Origin of the sequence: Kocuria atrinae C3-8 (genome assembly GCF_000286355.1) — a bacterium.
GTDB lineage: Bacteria > Actinomycetota > Actinomycetes > Actinomycetales > Micrococcaceae > Kocuria > Kocuria atrinae_A.
The window spans coordinates 1-23,372 of the sequence record NZ_AJXN01000004.1 but is presented as its reverse complement, the minus strand read 5'-3'; the positions used below and the strand labels follow the sequence as shown (position 1 = coordinate 23,372).

Here is a 23,372-nt window from a genome sequence, read left to right as displayed (position 1 = left end):
GAGTGTTACTTGACCACGGTGCGGTTCGAAGCGTTACCGGAAGGCGCGTTGTTGGGCGCAAGGGAGCCGGTGGAATCGATGTCACGCAGCTGACCGTTGATGAAGTTCTTGAGGTTGCTGCGGTAATCGCGCTCGAAGGTGCGCAGTTCGCTGACGGAAGCTTCCAAGCGGGACTTCTCCTTCTCCAGGGTGGAGAGCGTCTCTTCCTTGGTGCGCTTGCCATCGGAAACGAGCTTGTCGGCCTGGGTGCGGCCCTCGGAGATGAGACGCTCACGCTCGGAACGTCCCTGCGCCACGTACTCGTCGTGGAGCTTCTGCGCCATGGCGAGCACGCCCGCTGCGGACTCCGCCGACTCGGTACGCGGCTGAGCAGCATCCGTGGCGGTGCCGGTCGTGGCAGTAGCCGTGGGGGCAGCAGCAGAAGCCGGTGCCGTGGTTTCACGGACCTCGGTGGTCTCGGAAACCTCTACGGTCTCCTGCGGAGCGACCGGAGCGGAAGCCGCGGAATCGCCGCGCTGCTCAGGAGCCACCTGACCGCCAGCGGTTTCGAGCTGCTTACGCAGGTCCTCGTTCTCTTGGTTCAGACGGCGCAGCTCGACCACGATCTCGTCGAGGAAATCATCGACCTCGTCCTGGTCGTATCCCTCACGGAACTTAGTGGGCTGGAACCGCTTATTAATGACGTCTTCTGGTGTCAAAGTCATGTGAGTGCTTCACTCCTACTTCTAATCAAGCCGCGAATGCCAGGCCTCGGTCACGATGTCTAACGCTAAGGATACAACTACGGCGTAACCAACGCGCGGTGATTGGGGTGTCACCGCAACTTATCCCCGCAAGAGCATTCCCCAGAGGATCGACTGAATAATGCTCACGGCGAAAACCAGGATCAGAAAACCCAGATCCAGCGCCACACCACCGAATCGCAACGGCGGCACGACCCGGCGCAACAGGTTCATGGGCGGGTCCGTGACGGAGTAAATAACCGACGCAGCAATCAGTACAAGTCCCTGAGGCCGCCAATTCCGGGCGAACATCTGCACCCAGTCCAGCACGAGTCGGCCCAGCAGCGCCACATAGACGAGGTGGACCAGCAGGTACAGAACGGAGAGAACAAGGTTCACGATCAGCCCTCGGCCTGACCGTAGGACTCGGTGTCCTCATCGATGTCGCTGGTGTGTCCTTGGTCCCGCACCTCTACGTAGGAGGGGGTGAGCAAAAACACCTTGGCGGTGACACGTTCGATGGAACCGTGCAGCGCGAACACCAGGCCCGCGGCGAAATCCACCAGCCGCTTGGCCTCGGCTTCGCCCATGTCGGACACGTTCATGATCACGGGGGTGCCGTCACGGAACGCTTCACCGATCGACTTGGCGTCGTTGTAGGAGCGGGGGTGCACAGTGGTGATGGTGCGCAATTCGCTGTCGTCCTCTCGGGAACTGGGGGCCCTTCTGATGGGCGTCACGGGGGCTCGGTACTCCGCGGAACGGCGCGCCACGGCACCGTTTCCATTGTCACCGACCACTGCGGTGGAACCGCTTGCCGGTGTCTGCGTGACTTCCCGGGGACGGCTGGTCGCTTCGGAGGTGTAGTCGTCGTCGGTCTCGGCGAGACCGAGATAGATCATGGTACGACGCAGCGCTCCGGCCATAGTCTCTCCTCAATCACTGGACGGTGACGAAAACTGTCACCCGCAAAATTATCTCTCATTACGCTACCGCACGGCGGACGCGCCCCGAGGACATCCGAGCCGATCCGCACGTGAGTGGCTCCGGCCGCCACGGCTGCTTCAAGGTCGCCACTCATGCCCGCGGAGACCGCCGTCGCGTCCGGATATTCGGTTTGCAGTTGCTGGGAAATCTCCCACAACCGTTCGAAGGCTTCGCGGGGTTCACCCTCCTTGGGTGCCACGGCCATCACTCCGGCCAGTTCGAGGCCGTCCGTGTCCGCGATCTGGCGGGCGAGCTCCGCAACCCTCGACGGGTGCGCGCCGCCGCGCTGCGAATCTTCCTCCGCCTCCGGGTCCAGATTCACCTGGACGCAGCACTTCAGGTCCGCAGCCACGCACGGACCGGGAGCGGCGTCGCCCTTCTCCACGGCCGCACGATGATTAGCTACGGCCTTCCCCAGGGCGGTGACCAACGACTCACGATCCACCGAATGCACCCACGTCGCGTACCGGACCACGCGCTTGGCCTTGTTGGACTGCAACTGCCCGATGAAATGCCACACGGGTTCGCTCACCGCCGGCTCGCGCTGGGAAAGCACCTGCGAGACTTCCTGGGCCTTGGGCAGCGCCTCCTGGTCCTTGTTTTCGCCGACGGCGCGCACCCCCAAATCTCGCAGTCTCACCACGTCTGCGGCGGGGAAAAATTTGGTCACCACGATCAGCGACGGTAGTTCGCCGCCGTGGGCGCGAGCCTCGTCCCTCTGCTCCGCCGCATCGAGGATTCTTTGCCTCACGGCCGACAAGCGCTGAGCAAGTTCGGCGGTGCGTGCACCGTCATCCGCAGTCTGCACCTGGTCTTCGGAGGGGGTCACGGTGTGTCCTTTCCCGCGGAGTCGGCTACCGAAGGTACCCATACGACACCCGCGAGGCGAGAGGTTGTCTTGTCGCGCCGGTACGAATAAAGCGCATCATGTTCCAGGGTGCACCAATCGGAATGATCGGCTCCCGTGTCAGCGACCTGAACATCGAGTTCTTTGAGCAGAGCACGCGCCGCACCAGGAAGGTCGAGACCGGGGGTCTGCCATGAGGTCTCGGTCTCGATCCCCGGCAGGAGTTGAGCTGATTCGGCGCGCATGTTCTCGGGTACTTCGTAGCAGGAACCGCAGATCGCGGGTCCCACCCAGGCCGTGATCGTGTGCGCGCCACGCTCCCGCAGCTCGTGCACCGTGTTCTGCAGAACCCCGTCCAGTAACCCGCGACGGCCCGCGTGCGCCACGGCCGTGAGCGGAACGGACGTATCCGCACGTTCGGCCACGAAGACCACGGGAAGACAATCGGCCGTCAGGACGGCCAAGGGCGTGCCGTCTTCGCTGATCGCGGCATCGGCCTCGGGCGCTTCGGGGATCGCGGATACCTGATGATCGTTCGTGTCACCCGAGGGTTGAGCGGCGAAGGACACCACGGTGTTCCGTGAACCTGACGCATGAACCGCAAGGAGCCTGCGGACAACTCCAGGGTGTCTTCCAAGGCGGCCCGGTGCGCGGCAACCTGTGCGGGGTCCTCCCCCGTGTGCGCCGCAACATTTCCTTCGGTCGCGTCCGTGAACGCAATGGCCGCTCCAGCGTGCCGGTCGGTGAACCACACGACCCATCAACTCCTCACCACATGACAACGGGGTGGGTACCGCTTGGCGATACCCACCCCGTGATCCAATCATTCGGGGGTCAACCCGGCGGGCAGGGCCCGCTCAACTCACTTCAGGAAATCCGGGAAGTCCAGGGAATCCTTGCGGGACGAGTTGGACGAGGAGTTCGAGGACTCGCCCTCGGCGGGCAGGTCAACGTCGAAGCCGGCGTCGTCCGGGATGTCATCTTCCTGCGACTGACGGGAGCCGAAGGACTGCGAGTTGTTGTTGCCATAGGATGAGCCACCGCGCTGCGGGGATCGACCCACGCCCGAGGGACGCGAGGCGTCACCGCCGAAGGCCGCGCGGGTGTTGGCCGCCTGACGCTCCGCCGGGGAGGAGTTGTTGGCGTTGGTCTCCTGAGAGACAGAGTCGAAGCCTGCGGCGATCACGGTCACGCGAGCCTGGTCTCCCAGAGCGTCGTCGATCACGGCACCGAAGATGATGTTGGCCTCGGGGTGAGCCACTTCCTGCACCAGGCGAGCGGCCTCGTTGATCTCGAATAGGCCGAGGTCGGAACCGCCCTGGATGGAGAGCAGCACGCCGTGAGCGCCGTCGATGGACGCTTCGAGCAGCGGCGAAGCAATGGCGAGCTCGGCAGCCTTGACGGCGCGATCCTCACCCTGTGCGGAGCCGATGCCCATGAGAGCCGAGCCGGCACCCTGCATCACGGACTTCACGTCCGCGAAGTCCAGGTTGATCAGGCCCGGGGTGGTGATCAGATCGGTGATGCCGGAAACACCGGACAGCAGAACCTGGTCCGCGGACTTGAACGCATCCAGCATGGACACGTTGCGGTCCGAGATGGAGAGCAGGCGATCGTTGGGGATCACGATGAGCGTGTCCACCTCGTCGCGCAGGGTCTCGATACCGTTCTCGGCCTGGTTGGAACGGCGACGCCCCTCGAAGGTGAACGGACGGGTGACCACACCGATGGTCAGCGCACCCAAGGAACGAGCGATACGAGCCACGACCGGTGCACCACCGGTACCGGTGCCGCCGCCTTCACCAGCGGTCACGAAGACCATGTCAGCGCCCTTGAGCACTTCCTGGATTTCCTCTTCGTGATCCTCGGCTGCCTGGCGACCGACATCGGGGTTGGCGCCGGCACCGAGGCCGCGGGTCAGCTCGCGACCGACATCGAGCTTGACGTCTGCGTCCGACATCAGCAGTGCCTGGGCATCAGTGTTGATGGCGATGAACTCAACGCCGCGCAGACCTTCCTCGATCATGCGGTTGACAGCGTTGACACCGCCGCCGCCGATGCCGACCACCTTGATGACAGCCAAGTAGTTCTGGGGGGTTGAGGAGTCCATATGCACCTAACTCGCGTGGGGCTTACCGACACCCGTTTCGTCAATCCAATAAGTTCAAGAATTACTTGAGACTTGAGCGATTTATGCGCAAACGGGTATGTCGCATTTCATGTCGACCTTAGAGTACCAATCACCTGCGGGTTCTCCATATCATGACCGTTTGTGTTTCCTGGTGAGTCGCCGAAACCCTGGTCACAGGCGAATTCAGCAGCTTCAAGGTGAGCTTGAAGCTGAGATATGGTCGTGATTGCGGGTTATTCGATCGTGGGGTGCAGCGGCGCCGAAACGTCATATACCGTGCCGTTGGCGGTCGCTTCGTCACTCACGAGTGCGGCCAAGACTTGAGCCTTCAACTCACTGTCCGAGGAATCGCCCCACACGGCCTTCCGACCGTCCGCGAACGTCAGCTCCACAGAGGATTCGGAGGGAGCGGCTGCAGTGTCCAGTTGGCTGAGCACATTGGCCGGCAGCGCGGCGAGCACATCGGAGATCGCGGCGAACTTGTTGGTGCTCAGCACGTCCCTGCCGCCCTCGATCATCGGGACGTCCGGGCGGTCACCCTCACCGTAGGTCGCCAACTGCTGACCCTGTGAGTCAACGAGGACCACGTCTTGCCCCTCCTTCACCGCGGCCACACCCACGCGCTCGTGCAGCTGCACCGTGATGGTGTGCGGAGGTTCCAGCACCACGTCCACGGACTTCACCTGCGGCACGTCACCCACCGCGGCTCGGACCTCTTCTTTCGAGATCCTGGTCAGTGGCACTCCCTCGAACGGCTGCAGTGCCTCCTCGACGTTCTGGGGGTCCGTCAGGCGGGCACCTTCCACGTCTATGGACCGAGTGGCGAACAGCGGTGAGAAGAACACGATGCCCACGAACAAGGCCGCTACCAACAAGGCGGCGAGCAACGCGAGCCAACGATTGCGGCGGCGTCGGCGGTGCGAACTGCGAGGAAAGTCGACCACCGTGTCCGGGTCCGAGGGATCCGCTGCGCTGTCCTGATCCGCAGCTTCCGCCTTGGCGGCCTTGCGACGCTGCCGCCACGTGGAGAACCGGCCACCGGGCAGCGGGGTTTCCTGAAGCTGTCCCGTGTCGACGCGCGAAACCTTGGACTCATCGATGACCCGAACGCGTACCGGCTCGTTCTCGCCGGTGTCGTCGAAATCATCGTGGGCGGCACCGTCGTAGGGTCCGTCCTCGCCGGGACCGTGCGACCGAAGATCCTCCGAGTCGGGATCCCAGCCCAGGCGCGGTTGATGCGGTGGTGTGGGCCTGACCATTAGTTGAGCGCCAACCCGTCCACGATCTTCGGGCCGAGCGCGGTGACGTCGCCGGCACCCACGGTCAAAATCAGGTCCCCTTCAGCCGCCGACTGCAGGACCTCTCCGATGGCCCCTTCCGCCTCGGGGGTGGACACGACTCGACCGGACGGCGCCAGGTCGGAAATGCTACGGCCCGTAATGCCAGGAATCGGTTCCTCGCGTGCACCGAAGACGTCCAGGACGTAGGCGTGGTCGGCCAGTTCCAACGCCGCGGCGAACTCGGCGGCGAATTCGCGGGTGCGCGAGTAGAGGTGCGGCTGGAAGATGGCGTGCACCTTGTGCTCGCCGGCCACCTCACGGGCGGCCTTGAGAGCGGCTTGAACCTCGGTCGGGTGGTGCGCGTAGTCGTCGAAGACGCGCACCCCGCGTGCCGTGCCTTTCAGGTCGAAACGACGTGCGGAACCGTGGAACTGTCCCAAACCGTCGATCAAGGCCTCCGGTTCCGCGCCCGCGGCCAGGCCGGCGGTGAATGCTGCGGCGGCGTCGGCGATGTTGTGCGCGCCCGGAACCAAGAGATCCAGCTCCAGAGAGCGGGGTTCTCCCCCGGCCAAGGAGAAGGTCAAGGTGCAGTGGGAACCCACGCCGCGCGCCTCGATACCCGAGATCCGGACGTCCGCCGCGGGGTCCAGTCCGTAGGTCAGGACGGCTTCGCCGGTTTCACGACGCCGCTCGGCTAGGTTCCGCGAGCCGGCATCGTCCACGCACGCCACCAGGGCCCCGCCGGGACGAATGGTCTCCACGAATCGATCGAAGGACGCAAAGAACTCTTCTGCCGAACCGTAGTGGTCCAGGTGGTCGGGCTCCACGTTGGTGATCACCGCGATCTCGGGAAGGTAGGCCAGGAAGGAGCCGTCGGACTCGTCCGCCTCCGCGACGAACCACGCGCCGTCGGCGAAGCAGCATTGGCTCCGAGATCGGCCACGAACGCGCCGATGGCCCACGAAGGGTCCAGCCCGGCCGCGCGGAACGCCACGGTGGTCATGGAGCTCGTGGTGGTCTTGCCGTGGGTGCCCGCAACGGCCACCACTCGGCGACCGTGCATGGCGGAAGCCAGGGCCTCCGAACGGTGCACGACCCGCAGGCCCTGCTCCCGTGCGGCGGAAAGCTCTGGGTTGCTGGGCTTGATAGCGGTGGAAATGACCACGGTGCCGGCACCGTGCACGTTCTGGGCCTGCTGACCCACGAACACGGTGGCACCGAGTTCCTCGAGTTCACGCAGTCCTTTGGAGTCCTTGGCGTCCGAACCGCTCACGTCCACTCCGCGAGCAAGCAGCAAGCGTGCGACGGCGGACATGCCCGCCCCACCCATACCGATGAAGTGGACGCGCCCAGCGCGTGGGGATCGAGCTGGACCTGGGAGTTCACGTTGGTCTCCTCCGAACGGGAAGTGGGAAGTGGGAAGTGGGAGTGAAGGATGGTCGGTGACTCAACCTTAACGGCGGGCCGCGTGCTCCAGCACCAGCTGCGCCATGGTCTGGGCCGCATCGCGAATGCCGTGCGCCGCGGAAGCTTCAGCCATTTGCTCCAGCCGTGGTGCATCGGTAACCAGTGCGGCCACCGTGTCACGGTAGTACTGCGGGGTGAATTCGGAATCCTTGACGAGTTCCGCTCCCCCGGCAGCCACCAGGGACCGGGCGTTGAGGCTTGCTCGCCGTTACCGATGGGCAGGGGCACGAAGACTGCGGGGAGCCCCACGGCCGCGACCTCGCACACCGTGGCGGCGCCGGCGCGCGCCACGAGCAGATCCGCGGCGGCGTACACCTTCTCCATCCCGTCCACGTATTCGGTCTGCACGTAGCCGGGAGCTTGCAGTAGTTCTCCGTTGTCCGTGCGGACCTCCTTGGTCCGCCCGGTGACGTGCAACAGCTGATACCCCTGTTCGGCCACTTCGTGCGCGATCTTCGCGACCGTACGGTTCATGGACTGGGCCCCGGAAGAACCGCCGGTCACCACTACGGTGGGCAGGTCCGGATCGAGACCGAGCTCTTCACGCGCCCGGGCACGCAAACCTGCACGGTCCAGCTCGGAGATTTCCCGGCGCATGGGCATTCCCACGGGCACGGCGTCCTTGAGCGGTGTGTCGGCAAAGGCCGTGGCGACCACGGAGGCAAAGCGGGCGCCCACGCGGTTGGCGAGTCCGGGCCGAGCGTTGGCCTCGTGAATGATCACGGGGATCCGGCGCCGAGCGGCCGCCAGGTAGACGGGCGTGCACACGTAGCCGCCAACGCCCACTACGACGTCCGCATGTCGAGAATCGAGAATCCGTCCGGCCTGTTGAACCGCCCGGTTCAGACGCGCGGGCAGTCGGAGCAGATCCGCCGATGGGCGGCGAGGCAGCGGCACGCGCTCAATGAGTTCGAGTGGCACACCCGCGGCCGGGACCAAGCGAGTTTCCATCCCCGATGCCGTTCCCACGGCGCACACGGAGGCGGCCGGATGGGCATTCTGAATGGCGTGAGCGATAGCCAACAAGGGGCTCACGTGCCCCGCGGTGCCACCTCCCGCGAGCACCACGTTCACGCTGCGCTCAGCATTGTTCAGCGGTTCACTGGTCATGATGTGCCTTTCCCCCCTGCGAAGTCATACGTCGCAACCATTGTGGCCCCCGACGCCGCGGTTCCTGATCGCCGGAGGCCTCGTGTGCCTCTTGACGATCCAGGATCGCGGATTGGTTGCCGACCTGAACGGAACGCGGAACGCGCGCGAAGGACATCACCACGCCCACGGCCATCAGACTGATCAGCAGCGCCGAACCACCGTAGCTGATGAACGGCAACGGAATACCGATCACCGGTAGCAAGCCCGTGACCATGCCGAGGTTCACAAAGGCCTGGCCCACCAGCCAGGTGGCCACACATGCCGTGGCGATGCGCACAAAGATGCTGCGGGTTCGCAGAATGATCCGGGCCATGGCGATCACCATGATGGCGAAGAGCAACAGGATGATGGCGGTTCCCAGCAGCCCCAACTCCTCGCCGATGATCGAGAAGATGTAGTCGTTGTGGGCCTCGGGCACGTAGTTGTACTTGAGCCGGGACTGACCCAGGCCCACTCCCCACCAGCCACCGGTGCCAGTGCGTTGAGACCTTGCTCAGCCTGCCAGCACGCGTCCGTGGCACCGCATTCTCCGAAGAGCCAGCCGGTGATGCGGTCGACACGGTGCGGGGCGGTGATGATCGCCCCCACGCCACCCACGATGCCCAGTACGGCCGCCCCGGCGAAGATCTTGAGCGGAGCGCCCGCGAAGAACAAGGCGGCGGCGTAAATCAGGACGAACACGATGGCCGTACCCATGTCACCGCCCGCGGCGACCAGGCCGGTGGGCACCAAGAATCCGATGGCCGAAGGCCACAGTGCCTTCTTCCAGTCCTTGATCTCGTCACCCTGTTTCGCGAACTGCGCGGCCAACCAGACACACAGCGCCAGCTTGGCGGCCTCGGAAGGCTGCAGCGTCAGGCCGCCCAGGTTCAGCCAGTTCCGGTTACCGTTGACCTCCTCGCCCAGCGGTGAGAACACCAGGAGCAACAGGCCGACACCGAGTGCCCAGAGGACCCACGAAAATTTCCGGTAGAGCCAGGCGGGGACGAACGACAATCCGATCATGGCCACCAGGCCGGCCACCCCGAACATGGCCTGACGCTGGAACAGGAAGTACGCGGAGCTGTCCTCGGCAATGGCCTCGACCGCGGACGCGGACAGCACCATCATCATGCCGATCGCGGTGAGCATGATCACGGCGCCGGCCAGTGCCCAGTACGAGTGGAACAGCGGCCCGTCCACCAGTTGGTGCCACAGATGACGCAGTTTGGTGCTCAGGGTGTGGCCTCCCCCGCCGCTGGCACGGACCACTCCCAGATCGTCGTCGCGAACGCGGGGCCCGGGAGTCCCGCTGTGGAGCGGTTGCCACTCGGTCGGTCGGCAACTGCGCCGTTGCGGGGTGTGTCGGAGCTTCGGCCGGGGGATTTCGCCATCAGAGTCCCAGTTCTTCGCGCACGCCGTTCATGAAAGCGTCGCCGCGGTCCGCGTAATCCTTGAATTGGTCCATGGACGCCGCGGCCGGTGCCATGAGCACGGTGTCCTGCGGGTTCGCGAGCTTACGCGCCTGCTGCACCGCCGTGCACATGGCGGCGTAGCCGTCCGTGGGGTCAGCGTTTGGGTCGACGGCATCCGGACCCGACGTCGCCACGACGGTCACGTCCGGAGCGTGGCGTTCGAGTGCATCCAACAGCGACTGATTGTCGGTGCCGATCAGAATCACCGTGTGCAGCCGGGAGGCGTTGCGTTCGATGAGCTGGTCGTAGCTCACGCCCTTGGACAATCCACCGGCGATCCAGATGACCGAATCGAAGGCGGACAGTGAAGCCTGGGCCGCGTGCGGATTGGTGGCCTTGGAATCGTTGACCCAGCGAACGCCGTCGGACTCGGCCACCAACTGGATCCGGTGCTCGCCCGGCTGGAACGCGAGCAGACCGTCACGCACCGCTTCCGGCGCAACACCGGCTGCGCGCGCGAGGGCGGCTGCGGCCAGTGCATTGGCCACCACATGGCGAGTGGGTAGCGCGCCGGTATCGGCCACGTTGCCCAGCTCTGCGGCCGTGTTCCGCCGGTCCTCCACGAACGCACGGTCGACCAGGAGATCATCCACGACACCCACCATGGACAGGTCCGGGGAGCCGGTGGTGAAACCGATCGCGCGGCAACCTTCTTGGACGTCCGCTTCCTCCACGAGTTCCACGGAGCCGTCTTGCTCGACGTTGAACACGCACGCAACCTTGGTGTTCTCGTACACGCGGGACTTGTCCGCCACGTAGTTCTCGTAACCCTCGTGCCAGTCCACGTGGTCCTGGGCCAGGTTGAGCACCACGGACGCCAAGGGCGCCATCGAGTGGGTCCAGTGCAATTGGAAGCTGGACAACTCCACGGCCAGTACGTCGTATTCAACCGGATCGCGCAGCGCATCCAGGATGGGCGTGCCCACATTGCCCACCGCAATTGCCTTGAGACCTGCGGCTTGGAGCATGGATGCGGTCATTCCCACGGTGGTGGTCTTACCGTTGGTGCCGGTGATGCACACCCATTCGGCGGTCTTGCGGCCTTCGCGTTCGCGCACGCGCCACGCCAGTTCCACGTCGCCCCAGATCTGGATGCCCTCTTCCCGGGCCGCCAGGAGCAACGGGTGCGTGGGCGGGAAGCCGGGTGAGGTGACGATCACGTCCGGGCGGTCCCCGGCGACGTCGGGAACGAAGGTCATGGACCCCTGGCCGAGGTTGACGTCCAGGGCGCCCACGATGCGCAGGGTGTCGGCACGCTGTCGATTGCGAGCAGTGTCGTTACCGTCCAGCACGACCACGCGCGCACCAAGTTCGATGAGCGTGTCCGCGGCGGCGAAACCCGACACACCGATGCCGGCGACTACCACTCGCAATCCGCGCCAATCGGCATCCCAACTGGTCAGATTCGCCAGCCGCGGGTTGTCCAGAACGGGGTTGTCGTTACTCGCGTGAATCATCGAAGTGCCTCAGCTCCGGGGAAAGCCCCTCCGTTGTGAATCAACCAGTCACCGTAGAACACACCGAGCGCCGCGGCAACGAAAAGACCGGCAATGATCCAGAAACGCACCACGATGGTGACCTCTTGCCAGCCCTTGAGCTCGAAGTGGTGCTGCAGCGGTGCCATCTTGAAGATGCGCTTACCGCCGGAGAGCTTGAAGTAACCCACCTGCATGATGACCGAGAGCGTGATGACCACGAACAGGCCCGCAATCAGGATGAGGAGCAGCTCGGTACGGGACAGCACGGCGAACGCGGCCAGCGCACCACCGAGTCCCAACGATCCGGTGTCGCCCATGAAGATCTTGGCGGGTGCGGTGTTCCACCACAGGAATCCGATCAACGCACCCACGAGAGCGGCGGCCACGATCGCCAGGTCCATGGGGTCGCGGACCTCGTAGCACGCTGCTTGGTCCACGTTCTCGCACAGGTGACCGGACTGCCACAGGGCGATGAGCATGTAGCCGCTGAACACCAGGATGGACGCGCCCGTGGCCAGTCCGTCCAGGCCGTCGGTGAGGTTCACCGCGTTGGTGGTACCGGTCGCGATCAGGTTCACCCAGATCACGAACAGGATGGCACCGATGATCGGACCGGCGAAGGCCAGGTCGAAGTTGGTGTCCCGGGTCCACGAAATCGCGGTGGATGCGGGCGTGTTACCCGCTTCGTCCGGGAAGAAGAGAACGAGCACCGCGAACGCGATACCGATGGTGCCTTGCAGGATCATCTTGCCTGCGGCGGTGAGTCCCAGGTTCTGCTTCTTGGCGATCTTCTTGTAGTCATCCAGGAAGCCCACCAAGCCCATACCCAGCATGAGGCCCAGTGCGAGCAGGCCGGAAATGGTCATGCCACCGTTCTCCGGCCAGGCCAACACACTGACCAGGTGGGTCACGAGGTAGGCCGCAACCACGGAGAGCAGAATGGCCACGCCACCCATGGTGGGGGTGCCGCGCTTGGTCTGGTGGCTCGTGGGGCCGTCGTCACGGATGTACTGGCCGTAGCCACGGCGAGCCAACAACTTGATGAGCGCGGGGGTGCCGAAAATCGAAAAGACGAGGCCCAGCCCCGCAGCCATGAGCAACTGAATCATGCTGGCTCGTTCCCCTTGCCGTTGGTCGTTTCGTTGGTGGCCGCGGTCCGGACCGAAGCATCAGCCGCGACCCGGTCCCCCAGATGGTTGAGTCCGGCGGCGTTGGAAGATTTGAACAACACGATGTCCCCGGGTTGCAACGCACCCTTGAGGTATTCCTCCGCTTCTTCCGCGGTGGCCACCCACTGTGCCTCGTCGCCCCAAGAACCTCGAGGGTCGCCGCAGTGAAGATGGGTCGCGCCAGGTCACCCACGGCCACGACGTGCGAAATGTTCATCCGCACCAGGAGCTGGCCCAGTGCGTCGTGAGCGGCCACGGACTCTTGGCCGAGTTCGTACATCCCGCCCAGCACGGCCACGGTGCGGCGCGGTGCGGTCTGGCCGTCACCGCGACCCATTTGAGCCAGGGTCTGGAGCGCGGCGCGCATGGACTGCGGGTTCGCGTTGTAGGCATCGTTGATCACGGTCACGCCGTCCGGGCGCTCGGTGCGCTCCATGCGCCAGCGGGACTGTGCTCCCTGGCCGTTGAGGCCGGCCACAATGACCTGCGGCTCGACACCTGCCGCGAACGCCACAGACGCAGCGGCCAGGATGTTGGACACGTGGTGCGCTCCGATGAGCTTGGACTCGATCTCGTGCGCCGAGCCGTCGGGCAAGTGGAGCGTGAAGCTCGGGCAGCCGTCAGCGCCCACGGTGACGTTTTCGGCCCACACGCGGTCGTCACCGTGTTCCGGCGCATGTGCCTCGGCCCCGAGGCCGAAGGAGATGATGTTCGCCTGAGTGCGGGTCCGCATCTGACGCACACGGGGATCGTCGTCGTGGAGCACCGCAGTGCCGTTCGGGGCGAGACCCTCGACCATTTCACCCTTGGTGCGCGCGATGTTCTCGACGCCGCCGAACTCACCGGCGTGCGCTGTACCCACGCACAGCACGGCCCCGACGTCAGGGCGGACCATGTTGCAGAGGTACTCGATGTTGCCCAGGTGATTGGCACCCATTTCGATCACGAAGTACCGCGTGTCCTCTTGGGCGGTGAACACCGTGAGCGGGACACCCACTTCACCGTTGTAGGAATTGCGCGGCGCCACGGTCGGACCTTGGGATCCGAAGATGCCGGCCAACAGGTCCTTGGTGGTCGTCTTCCCCACCGAGCCCGTCACGGCCACCACGGTCACCGGGTGCTTCTCCCGCAGCCGATCGATCACGTTACTTGCCAGAGCGCCCATGGCCTCGACGACGTCGGTCACGACCACACCGGGGTAGGTCTCCCCCGCGTCGTTGGTCACCTCGCGCTCGAGCAGGTTGAGCACGGCACCGGCCTGAGCGGCCTGGGGTACGAACTTGTGCCCGTCAGTGGCCTCGCCGGGCTTAGCCACGAACAGGGTGCCCTGGGTGACCTCACGTGAATCCGTGGTGACCGACGAGATCACCACGGCCTCCGGGTCCTGGACACCAACCAAACGACCACCGGTGGCTTGAGCCACCTGAGTGGCGGACAGGGAAATCATGACTGCTCCTTACGGCCCGAGTGCAGCGCGTCCAGCGCCGCCCTGAGCTCAACGCGGTCATCCAGGGGATGCGCCACGCCATTGAGATCTTGGAAAACTTCGTGACCGCGGCCGGCCAGGATGATCGAATCCTCCGGTCGGGCCATGCGCACCGCAGTGTGGATAGCTACTTCTCGCGGGGCGATCACGTGCACCTCAGCGGCACGGGCCCCGTGTTCCTGGGCCTCACGTGCGCCCTGAGCACCTGTTCGCGAATGGGCGCGGGGTCTTCGTCGTGGGGGTCGTCGTCGGTGACGATCACGATGTCCGCACCCTCTGCGGCGATCCGTCCCATGATGGGTCGTTTGCTGGTGTCCCGCCTGCCGGTGGCACCGAACACGATGATGGTCCGGCCACCTTCCTCGGTGGGCTCCACGGACTGCAGGGCTCGGACCATGGCGTCAGGGTTGTGCGCGAAGTCCACGACCGACGTGGGTCGGGTGCCGATCAGCTGCATGCGCCCGGGCACATCGGTGGTCAACGGATCGTGCTCGTCCAGTGCCTTCTGCAGGGTGTCCAGATCCACGCCGGACTCCAGGACCATCAAGACGGCAAGGGCAGCGTTGGCCACGTTGAAGTCACCGGGCAGGGCGGTGGAAACCTTGAGTTTGCGACCGTCTCGGTGCTGCAGCGTGAAGGCGTGGCCGATACCGCGCCGAGTCAATGAGTTCAGGGTCCAGTCCGCGCCGGAGCGATCGGGTCCCGAGTGGGCGTCATTGCCCACATTGCCGCGCAGGGCCACCGAGCTGACGTGGTCGGCCCCGAGGTTCTCGCGGGCACGGCGTGCCATTGCCTCGCTCCACTGATCGCCTTCGGTCAACAGGACGACGGCGCGCCCGGTGCGTTCCGCGGTGAACAACTGCGCCTTGACCTCGAAGTAGGCCTCCATGGACCCGTGCAGGTCCAGGTGATCCTGCGTGAGGTTGGTGAATCCGGCCACGTCGTAGCGGACTCCGTCCACGCGATGGAATTCCAGCGCGTGAGAGGAGACCTCCATAGCGGTCGCACCAATGCCGCGCTCGCGCATGAGGGCCAGCAACGAATGCACCTGAGGAGCCTCAGGGGTGGTCAGCTTGGACGGAATGGGGGTGTCCCCCGCCAGGATCTCAATGGTGCCGATCAGCCCCGTGGTGTGGCCCAGTGCCCGCAGGATGGAGGTCACGAAGTACGTGGTGGTGGTCTTGCCGTTGGTTCCGGTAACGGCGAACAGCTTCTGAGCGTTGCTGTCCGCGGGCTGAGAATTGTAGACCTCGGCAGCAATCCGACCGGTCCACGCCCGTGGGTCCTCGCTCAGCAACACGGGCAGATCCACACCAGCTTGGGCGACGAGATCCGCTCCCGCGGAATCCGTGAGAATTGCCACGGCACCGGACGCGGCGGCGTCGGCGGCGAATTTTGCCCCGTGCACGCGCGCCCCCGGAAGGGCCGAATACAGGTCGCCCGGCTGGATCTCTCGAGAATTCAGGACCACGCCCGTCACGGAAGTATCCGATGTGCCCTGCGAACCCACGATCTGCGCGCCCGTGAGACGAGCCAACTGCTCAACTGTGTGCGCCACGGGACGGGACGGACGCACCGACTGCGCGTCGAGTCCCTGTTCGGCAGATGCAACCATGGATGTCCTCTTCAAAAAGCTGTAGCGAGCGTGCCCCGCTCACCGGGGCCGGTACGTACCGGTAAATAACCTGGTGCTGCGAGTTTATCCCTGCGACTCTTCCCGAGCCGGTGAAGGCCACGTTTGGTCCAGAGCGTTCGTGGGTGTCACGGAACGGTCCAGATTGTCCGGAACTTCCTTGGGAATCTCCACCGGATCAGTGGTGGAAGGCGGCACGTTGTAGTGGTGCAGAACCTGTTCCATGATCTTGGAGAAGGTCTCCGTGACGCCAATAGTGTGGACATCTCCCTCGGGTCGTTGGAGAGTCACGGCCACCAGGTACTGGGGGTCTTCCATGGGTGCCACGCCCACGAATGACGTGGTGTAGCCGTCGTAGCCGCCCTGATCGCTGGGGGCCTCCGCGGTACCGGTCTTGCCACCCACGCGATAACCGGGAACCGCTGCCTCCTTGGCGCCGCCTTCGGTCACCACGGTCTCCATGACCTCCATGGTCTTCTGCGCGGCCTCAGGGGACACCACGCGCTTGCCTTCCGGCTGCTCCGGAGTGGTGACCGTGCCGTCCGCGTCCTCCGTGGATTCCACGAGGCGAGGTTCGATCAGCACGCCGTCGTTGGCGACCGCCTGGAAAATCGATGCTGTGCGCAGCGGGCTCTGCGAAACGCCCTGACCGAACAGCACGGTGAACTGCTGACGGAAGTCCCAGTCATCCGCGGGGGCCAGGATGCCCGAGGTCTCGCCGGGAAGTTCGATACCCGTGGACTGGCCCACCCCGAAATTCGCCATATAGTCGTGGCGGGTCTGCTTGTCCATCTTGGAACCCATGATCACGGTGCCCGTGTTCATGGAGTCCGCGATGATGCCCGCCACCGTGCGGTTCTGAGTGCCGTGGTCAAAGGCGTCCGTGATCTTCTCCGTGTCGATCTGCAGATGCGGAGGCACGGTGATCTCGGTATCGGGATTTGCGATCCCCTGGTCCATGACGGCGGCGGTGGTCAGGATCTTCTGGGTCGAGCCGGGCTCCACGGCGTGCGTCACGGAGCGGACCCCCAGATCCTCGCCCTCAGCTTCACCGGGAACGTTCGGGTCGACGGTCGAGGAGTCCGCCATGGCCAGCACCTTGCCGGACTTGATGTCCATCACCACGGCGCTGCCCCATTCAGCGTTGAGCTCCTCGTCCCGCTCCGACACGGCCTGCTGTGCGAAGTACTGGACGTCACTGTCCATGGAGAGCTGGATGTCGGAACCGTCCTGCGGGGCCTGCAACTCCTGCGGTGCCACGGGGATACGCACGCCGTCACCGGAGATCTCGTACCGGCGTTCACCGTCCACGCCACGCAGTTTCTCGTCCTGGGTCTGCTCGATGCCACCCAGGGCCTCGTTGTCGCCGCCCAGGAATCCTACGATGGAACCGCCCACCGCGCCGTTGGGATAGCTGCGTTGGAAGGTCGGTTGTCCGAAAACGTACGGGAGATTGAGGTCCTGGATTTTGCCGTACTGCTCGGGGGTGACACCTCGGGCCACGTAGTTGAAGGTCTTGTCACCGTCCAGTGCGTTCTTGACCTCGGTGTCCGGGAGGCTCAGTGCATCGGCGATCTCGTACACGGCCTGGGTGGGAGTCACCTGCTCGGTGGACTGGTCATCTTTCACCCGGGTGTAGGCGGCCACGGCGGTCTGATCGACCGTGATGTCGTAACGCTGCAGGGTTCGGGCCAGGACCTCCCCGTTGGTGTCCTTGATGTCACCACGGACGGCCGGGATCGCCTCGGTCTGCGTGCGGCTCTCCGCTGCCGCTTCCGCCCGACCCGTGGGGTCGAGTCCCTGCACCCAGAAGAGCTTTCCCGCGACCACCAGCAACAACGCCAGCAACAGGGCGATACCAACCTGTGCACGCGTCCAGCGGGGTCGCCAGGACGCGTTTCCGGTTGCGGGTGATGACACGGTGAATCCTCAATTCCTAGCAGTCAGCGTAGCGGGCTACCTCCGAAGGTGCGGGCTGTGATTCCGGCGCCGTTGCCGGAAGTGCAAAGTTTACTGGCCGGGCGCGCGCTGCGCAGGTGCCGGGATGGAGCCTCCGTTGAGGTTCTCCTTCTCCTGGGTCTTCTGCTGCGCCTTACGCTCTGCGGCCTTCTTATCGGCCTCTTCCTTGGCGCGCTTCTCAGCGCGTTCCTCGGCAGCCACGCGAGCGTTCTCCGCAGCTTCAGAGCCCTTCATCTTGGCCGGGGGCACCAGGATCTCCTGGGCATTGCCCTTTTCGGCCACTCCCGACGCCGCCGCGACCGCTCCGGTGCTCAGCGTCACGGTGCCCACGTCCTTGGCCTGGACCATGCCCAGGTCATTGGCTCGTGCGGCCAGGTTCTGGGGTGCAGCGTTGGCTTCGATGTCTTGCGTGAGCGCCTCGTTCTCCTGGGAGAGAGCTCGTTCCTGAATGGTGAGCTCGGTGAGGCGGTACTGACCGGAGGAGATCTGGATGTTGAGGAACAGGATGCCCATGAGGGCGGCGGCCAGAGCGATGGCGCACATCACCACGGTGGAGACTCGACTGCGCCGCACCTCGCGCTGCGGAACGACCGAGAGCGGAGTGCGTGACTGTTCGGAGTGAAGCTCTTCCTGAGGGGTCGATGACGGCGCCGGATGTGACATAACCGCGCTGCTCATCGTGTACTCCCTGACTTCATGGTGGTGCGAATTTTCTCTACTGCCCGCAACCGAGCCGAGGCCGCTCGGGGGTTGGTTGCGGTTTCCTCGTCGCTGGGCCTCTCGGCCCCGCGAGTCAGAACCTTGAGCGTGGGTTGGTGTTCCGGCAGCTCCACAGGGAATCCCTTGGGTGCCGTGGAACGCGCTCCACGCGCAAATTCCTGCTTCACAATTTTGTCCTCTAGTGAGTGGTAACTCATAGCGACGACACGCCCCCCGACCCTAATAGTTTCCAAGGCGGCAGGAATTGCACGGGTTAAAACATCAAGCTCTTCATTAACTTCAATGCGTAGCGCTTGAAAAGTTTGCTTTGCGGGGTGGCCCTTTTTGTGTTGGGCGCTCATGGGCACCGCCGACTTCACGACGTCCACGAGTTCTCCGGTGGTCTTGAGTGGTTTCACTGCGCGTGCCGCGACAATGGCTCGCGCGATCCGCGGGGCGAATCGTTCTTCACCCCAGTTACGCAATATGGTGCGCAATTCATCTTCGCTGTACTCATTGACCACGGTTTCAGCGGTGAACTCGGCTTCGGAGTCCATGCGCATGTCCAGGGGCGCGTCGAACGAATACGCGAAACCGCGTTCCCGTTCGTCCAACTGCAGGGATGAAACTCCCAGATCGAAAAGGACCCCGTCCACGGTGTCCACGCCGGCGACCGCGGCGGCGTCGGCGATGTTGTCGTACGTGGTGTGAATGCTCAGGAACCGATCACCGAACGGAGCCAACCGCTTCCCTGCGAGCTCGAGCGCCTGGGGATCCCGGTCGATACCGACCACCGTGAGATTCGGAAAGCGCTTGAGCATCGCTTCGCTGTGCCCACCCATGCCCAGGGTGGCGTCCAGGACCACCGGGGAGTCGGTGTCGAAACCGGGAGCCAAAAGGTCCAGACAGCGATCGAGCAGCACCGGTACGTGGCGCTGCTCAGTTGGTGTGTCCTGCATTCGGGCTCCTGATCTGTCCGGGTTCAGCCCTGGTTGCTGTGACCCGCATGGTTGACGGTCATTGGTCCTCCGCGGTCCGGCTACCAGATCCCCCTCCGCCACTCGCCTCTCGAATCCGGCCTGACTCGGGGGAAGTCGAGTCAGGACGGTGACGTGGGCGGCTGGAGATCTCGTATCCGGGGCGCGTGAGCTGCGGTGAAATCAGAACAGTCCGGGGATCACCTCTTCTTCGGTGTCCGAGAACGCTGCCTCCTTCTCCTCCAAGTACTGCTGCCATGCCTGTGCGTCCCAGATCTCCGCTCGGCTACCTGCACCGATCACGGCGAGCTCTTTACCGAGCCCGGCGTATTGGCGCAGTGCCGCGGGAATGGTCACGCGACCTTGCTTGTCCGGGACTTCGTCCGAAGCTCCGGACAGAAAAACGCGGATGTAATCCCGTGCCTGCTTGGACGACAACGGTGCCGCTCGCATTTGTTCGTGCACCCGGGCGAATTCCTCGTTACTGAACACGTACAGGCAACGCTCTTGCCCGCGGGTCAGTACGAGTCCTTCCGCCAGTTCAGCCCGAAACTTGGCCGGGAGGATCAGCCGGGCCTTCTCGTCAAGGCGCGGTGAGTATGTTCCGAGAAACATCTCCACCACCTTGATTCAGGGGTCCTACTGCACCCTCGTTCCTCTACCGCGCTCCACTTTACTCCACTTACCTCCACCGTCAACGTATTCACTCCACTCCCCCGTGTTTCCGGGGTTCCGGAGGTCCGTTCGGCAGCTTTCGGGCAAAGAAAAACTCCCCGGTCACTGACCGAGGAGCTGAAAAAGTGGTTCTGGGGAGGAAAGTGGGGGAAGAGTGGAGGGACTAGTTGCCGCCGCCCTGATTGCGCTGATCCCACTTCTGTTCCAGGTTCTGCAAGAAGCTGGACGAGGACTTGGGGCTACCGCTCTTCTTGGGGCCTGCGGGGCTGGAACCGGCGGGCTCTCCCTTGGCGGGGATGATGGCCACGTACACGCCCACTCCCATGACGATGAAGCCCAGCACACCCAGGATGATCAGGTTGGTGGCGACACCGGCGAGGACAATTCCCAAACCGACCACGGCAATCACCACGCCCAGCACCACGTTGCGCTTGGAACCACGCCCACGAGTGGGTTCCGGCTGCATGGTGGAAGCGAAACGCGGATCTTCTTGGTGCAGTTGCTTTTCAAGCTGCGCCAGAAGTTGCTGTTCGTGCTCGGAAAGGGGCACGATTCCTCCTGCGAGTAGAGATGAAGATGACCGCGAAACCCGAATGATCATCACGTGTTATCAAGGATATCCCTTGCGGACCGGTTTGGCACGGTGGGATCAAGGAGCTTGGCCGGTCTGACCACTCCCGGTCCGAAACGACTGTGTACTCGGTCCATGGCCTGCTCAGCGGCACCCCATTCTTCCTCGCGGCCGTCCAGGCTCAGTTGTAACGCGTCATCAGATGCTCCCAATTTTTCAGCGCGAACTCCCAGTAACCTGACGGCCTGCTTTCGGGGTCCCAAATGGTCGAGCAGCGCCGCGGATTCCGTGTACAGATCATGAGCGGACGTGATCGGATGGTTCAGCGTCCGCGAGCGCGAAAGGGTCGAGAAGTCCGAGTACCGCAGCTTGAGCCCCACGCGCTCCGCGCGTAACCCGTGACGGCGTAGGCGTGCGGCGGTGTCGTGGGACAGCCCGAGCAGCACTCGTTTGAGTTGCGCGGTGTCGGAGATGTCCTTGTCGAAGGTGCGTTCGGCACCCAAGCTCTTCTCCTCGCGCACCGGCGTGACGGCACGAGGGTCGTACCCGTTGGCCAGTTGATGCAGGTGGTGCCCCGCTGCGTCACCCACGAGGGAGCGGAGCCTGGTCACGGGAGTCTGGGCAATATCCCCACCGTGCTCATCCCAGCCCCTTGCAAAATGGCAGCGGTGCGCTTGCCCACTCCCCACAGTTTGGTCACGGGCAGTTGTGCCAGGAAGGCCAGCGTGTGCTGCGGTTCCACGATCAGCAGGCCGTCGGGTTTGCAGTGGGCCGAGGCGATCTTGGCCACGGTCTTGGTTTCCGCCACCCCCACGGAAGCGGTCAGGCCGGTACGGTTCTCGATCTCTGCCCGGATACGCCGGGCGATCACGGCCGGTGGACCCAGGCGCCGGATGGCACCCGAGACGTCCAGGAACGCTTCGTCCACGCTGAGCTGTTCCACGCGGTCGGTGATCTCGCGGAACATGGCCATGACCAAGCCCGAGTAATAGGTGTAGTCCTCGCGGTGCGGTTCCAGCACCACGGCGTGTGGACAGGCCGCGCGGGCCTGAACGAGCGGCATGGCTGAATTCACACCGAACTTTCGCGCTTCATAGGAGGCGGACAGCACCACGGAGCGCGGCCCCAGGCCGGCCACGATCACCGGCTTGCCTCGGTGCTGGGGCGTCCGCAGCAATTCGACCCCCACGAAGAACATGTCCATGTCCACGTGCAGGATGGCGCAGCGGCGGTACTTCTCGAGCTGCTCCGGCGTGGGTCCCGGGTGGCCTGGGCAGCGCGTCGGGAGGGAGGAACGTCGCTCATGGAAACCACCCCTCTCCCGGAGCTCTCTGCTGATTCGAACATGGCTGACTCGAACGCGGCTAACTCGACCGTGCCATCTCCGAAACTCTCGGCCACGCTCTCTTCCGTTGTCCTCAGCCTAAGCACCGGCACTGACACGCAGAGACGCGGTGGCTTCCCGATAGGCTGGAGCGGTGCTCCGCGCCACTGGTCGGAGCCGATTCAGTCGAAACCGCCAGGACAATGAGGTGCCCGCCGTATGACCGAGACGCCAGACCCCGCAACCACAGCAGGTGCCGAGGACGCGCAGTTCTCGCGGGCGCTCAACGATCTCCTGGCGGAATTCTTCGCGACCGAACGGGATCGAGTCTCACGCATTTCTCCGGACGCTCCGCGCGTGGTGGAGTCGATCGAGCGACTTACCGCCGGGGGCAAACGACTGCGGGCACGTCTGAGCTACTGGGGTTGGCGCGCTGCAGGCGGCGAAGCACTCTCGCCCGCCATCGTCCGTGCGGCAGCATCCTTGGAGCTGTTCCAATCCGCGGCACTCATTCACGACGACATCTTGGACCGCTCCGACACCCGCCGTGGGCAGCCGAGCGTCCACCGTGAATTCGAGCGGTTCCACACGCGGTCCGGCTGGCGCGACGACGCCGCTCACTTCGGTACCAGCGCCGCTGTCCTGATTGGTGACATGAGCCTGTCCTTCGCGGAGCAACTTTTCGCTCAGGCTTCCGCTACGCTCCCCCGCGAGCACGAACGCGCAGGCCGCGCCATTTTCGACACGATGCGCACCGAGGTCATGGTGGGCCAGTACTTGGACGTGCACGCGGAGGTCGCCCCCACGCCTAAGGACCCCGAAGAACAGCTCGCTCGCGCCATGGCCGTGCTGCGATACAAGTCGGCCAAGTACTCGGTCGAACACCCCGTTCGAATCGGTGCCGCGTTGGCCGGCGCGGACGAGGAATTCCTGGCTCACTGTTCGGCGTTCGCGTTGCCCGTGGGAGAGGCGTTCCAGTTGAGGGATGACGTCTTGGGGGTCTTCGGCGATCCCGAAACCACGGGCAAACCCGCCGGTGACGACATCCGCGAGGGCAAGCGCACCGCGCTCGTGGCCCTGTGCGCCAGGGGTGCGTCAGCAGAGGACATCGACTGGTTGGACTCCGCCCTCGGTCGCAGCGACCTCACGGAAGATGAAATTCAGCGTGCCCGCACGCTCATGGAGGACAGTGGAGCGCTGGGACACACCGAAGATCTGATCGGTGAGCTGGTCGCCACAGCGGACCACCAACTTGCGACCCTCCCCGCGGACGAGACAGCCCGCGCCGGGCTGCACGCACTCGCGGATGCCGCGGTGCGGCGCAGCCGGTAGGGCTACCAGCCAAGGCTTGGGCGCGGCGT

At 64.5% G+C, this 23,372-nt stretch carries 18 protein-coding genes and 5 pseudogenes; 1 reads left to right on the top strand and 22 read right to left on the bottom strand.

Going from position 1 to position 23,372, the window contains the following annotated elements; genetic code table 11:
- Positions 1–5 precede the first annotated feature (5 nt).
- From YO9_RS0100830 to dinB, 22 genes and pseudogenes are all read right to left on the bottom strand, one after another.
- Positions 6–704 carry a DivIVA domain-containing protein gene (locus YO9_RS0100830; RefSeq protein WP_016995777.1) on the bottom strand — a complete coding sequence of 233 codons (699 nt, stop codon included), beginning with the start codon at positions 702–704 and terminating at the stop codon, positions 6–8.
- Between the two features lie 120 nt (positions 705–824).
- Complete coding sequence (locus YO9_RS0100825) at positions 825–1,121, bottom strand: YggT family protein (protein WP_016995776.1); 297 nt, start codon at positions 1,119–1,121, stop codon at positions 825–827.
- Between the two features lie 2 nt (positions 1,122–1,123).
- A complete protein-coding gene (locus tag YO9_RS0100820; RefSeq protein ID WP_016995775.1) occupies positions 1,124–1,648 on the bottom strand; it encodes a cell division protein SepF in 525 nt (174 codons plus the stop codon).
- Complete coding sequence (locus tag YO9_RS0100815) at positions 1,621–2,538, bottom strand: YggS family pyridoxal phosphate-dependent enzyme (RefSeq protein ID WP_016995774.1); 918 nt, start codon at positions 2,536–2,538, stop codon at positions 1,621–1,623. The genes YO9_RS0100820 and YO9_RS0100815 overlap by 28 nt, the downstream gene beginning before the upstream one ends.
- The gene (locus tag YO9_RS0100810) at positions 2,535–3,125 is read right to left on the bottom strand and encodes a purine nucleoside phosphorylase YfiH/LACC1 family protein (RefSeq protein WP_016995773.1); all 591 of its coding nucleotides are present in this window, start codon (positions 3,123–3,125) and stop codon (positions 2,535–2,537) included. Before YO9_RS0100810 ends, YO9_RS0100815 begins: the two co-directional genes overlap by 4 nt.
- Positions 3,008–3,310, bottom strand: coding sequence for a laccase domain-containing protein (locus tag YO9_RS20320; RefSeq protein WP_317259695.1), 303 nt, complete (start codon positions 3,308–3,310; stop codon positions 3,008–3,010). Before YO9_RS20320 ends, YO9_RS0100810 begins: the two co-directional genes overlap by 118 nt.
- 108 nt (positions 3,311–3,418) lie before the next feature.
- Entirely contained in the window at positions 3,419–4,666 is a 1,248-nt protein-coding gene (ftsZ, locus tag YO9_RS0100805; protein WP_016995772.1) for a cell division protein FtsZ, read from the bottom strand.
- A gap of 254 nt (positions 4,667–4,920) precedes the next feature.
- Positions 4,921–5,946, bottom strand: coding sequence for a cell division protein FtsQ/DivIB (locus YO9_RS0100800; protein ID WP_016995771.1), 1,026 nt, complete (start codon positions 5,944–5,946; stop codon positions 4,921–4,923).
- A pseudogene (gene murC, locus YO9_RS0100795) lies at positions 5,946–7,297 on the bottom strand (UDP-N-acetylmuramate--L-alanine ligase). The gene YO9_RS0100800 and the pseudogene murC overlap by 1 nt, the downstream one beginning before the upstream one ends.
- Before the next feature lie 123 nt (positions 7,298–7,420).
- Positions 7,421–8,544 (bottom strand): annotated as a pseudogene (gene murG / locus YO9_RS0100790) (undecaprenyldiphospho-muramoylpentapeptide beta-N-acetylglucosaminyltransferase).
- Positions 8,534–9,693, bottom strand: a pseudogene (ftsW, locus tag YO9_RS0100785) (putative lipid II flippase FtsW). The pseudogenes murG and ftsW overlap by 11 nt, the downstream one beginning before the upstream one ends.
- A gap of 265 nt (positions 9,694–9,958) precedes the next feature.
- A complete protein-coding gene (gene murD / locus YO9_RS0100780) occupies positions 9,959–11,497 on the bottom strand; it encodes a UDP-N-acetylmuramoyl-L-alanine--D-glutamate ligase (RefSeq protein WP_016995769.1) in 1,539 nt (512 codons plus the stop codon).
- The gene (gene mraY, locus YO9_RS0100775) at positions 11,494–12,627 is read right to left on the bottom strand and encodes a phospho-N-acetylmuramoyl-pentapeptide-transferase (RefSeq protein ID WP_031272425.1); all 1,134 of its coding nucleotides are present in this window, start codon (positions 12,625–12,627) and stop codon (positions 11,494–11,496) included. The genes murD and mraY overlap by 4 nt, the downstream gene beginning before the upstream one ends.
- Positions 12,624–14,134, bottom strand: a pseudogene (locus YO9_RS0100770) (UDP-N-acetylmuramoyl-tripeptide--D-alanyl-D-alanine ligase). Before YO9_RS0100770 ends, mraY begins: the two are co-directional and overlap by 4 nt.
- On the bottom strand, positions 14,131–14,322 hold the full coding sequence (locus YO9_RS20315; protein ID WP_317259694.1) for a hypothetical protein: 192 nt from the start codon (positions 14,320–14,322) through the stop codon (positions 14,131–14,133). Before YO9_RS20315 ends, YO9_RS0100770 begins: the two are co-directional and overlap by 4 nt.
- Positions 14,319–15,788 (bottom strand): Mur ligase family protein, encoded by a 1,470-nt coding sequence (locus YO9_RS0100765; RefSeq protein ID WP_317259693.1) that lies wholly within the window; start codon positions 15,786–15,788, stop codon positions 14,319–14,321. Before YO9_RS0100765 ends, YO9_RS20315 begins: the two co-directional genes overlap by 4 nt.
- Before the next feature lie 84 nt (positions 15,789–15,872).
- The gene (locus tag YO9_RS0100760) at positions 15,873–17,726 is read right to left on the bottom strand and encodes a peptidoglycan D,D-transpeptidase FtsI family protein (protein WP_016995767.1); all 1,854 of its coding nucleotides are present in this window, start codon (positions 17,724–17,726) and stop codon (positions 15,873–15,875) included.
- A gap of 90 nt (positions 17,727–17,816) precedes the next feature.
- The gene (gene ftsL / locus YO9_RS0100755) at positions 17,817–18,443 is read right to left on the bottom strand and encodes a cell division protein FtsL (protein ID WP_223285910.1); all 627 of its coding nucleotides are present in this window, start codon (positions 18,441–18,443) and stop codon (positions 17,817–17,819) included.
- A complete protein-coding gene (gene rsmH, locus YO9_RS0100750) occupies positions 18,440–19,423 on the bottom strand; it encodes a 16S rRNA (cytosine(1402)-N(4))-methyltransferase RsmH (protein WP_016995765.1) in 984 nt (327 codons plus the stop codon). Before rsmH ends, ftsL begins: the two co-directional genes overlap by 4 nt.
- A gap of 201 nt (positions 19,424–19,624) precedes the next feature.
- The gene (mraZ, locus tag YO9_RS0100745) at positions 19,625–20,056 is read right to left on the bottom strand and encodes a division/cell wall cluster transcriptional repressor MraZ (RefSeq protein WP_031272424.1); all 432 of its coding nucleotides are present in this window, start codon (positions 20,054–20,056) and stop codon (positions 19,625–19,627) included.
- A gap of 223 nt (positions 20,057–20,279) precedes the next feature.
- The gene (locus YO9_RS0100740) at positions 20,280–20,666 is read right to left on the bottom strand and encodes a DUF3040 domain-containing protein (RefSeq protein ID WP_016995763.1); all 387 of its coding nucleotides are present in this window, start codon (positions 20,664–20,666) and stop codon (positions 20,280–20,282) included.
- A 50-nt stretch (positions 20,667–20,716) separates the two neighbouring features.
- Positions 20,717–21,891, bottom strand: a pseudogene (gene dinB, locus YO9_RS0100735) (DNA polymerase IV).
- 339 nt (positions 21,892–22,230) lie between these two features.
- Between dinB and YO9_RS0100730 the strand changes: the two are divergent.
- Positions 22,231–23,343 (top strand): polyprenyl synthetase family protein, encoded by a 1,113-nt coding sequence (locus YO9_RS0100730; protein ID WP_016995762.1) that lies wholly within the window; start codon positions 22,231–22,233, stop codon positions 23,341–23,343.
- The last annotated feature ends 29 nt before the right edge of the window (positions 23,344–23,372 follow it).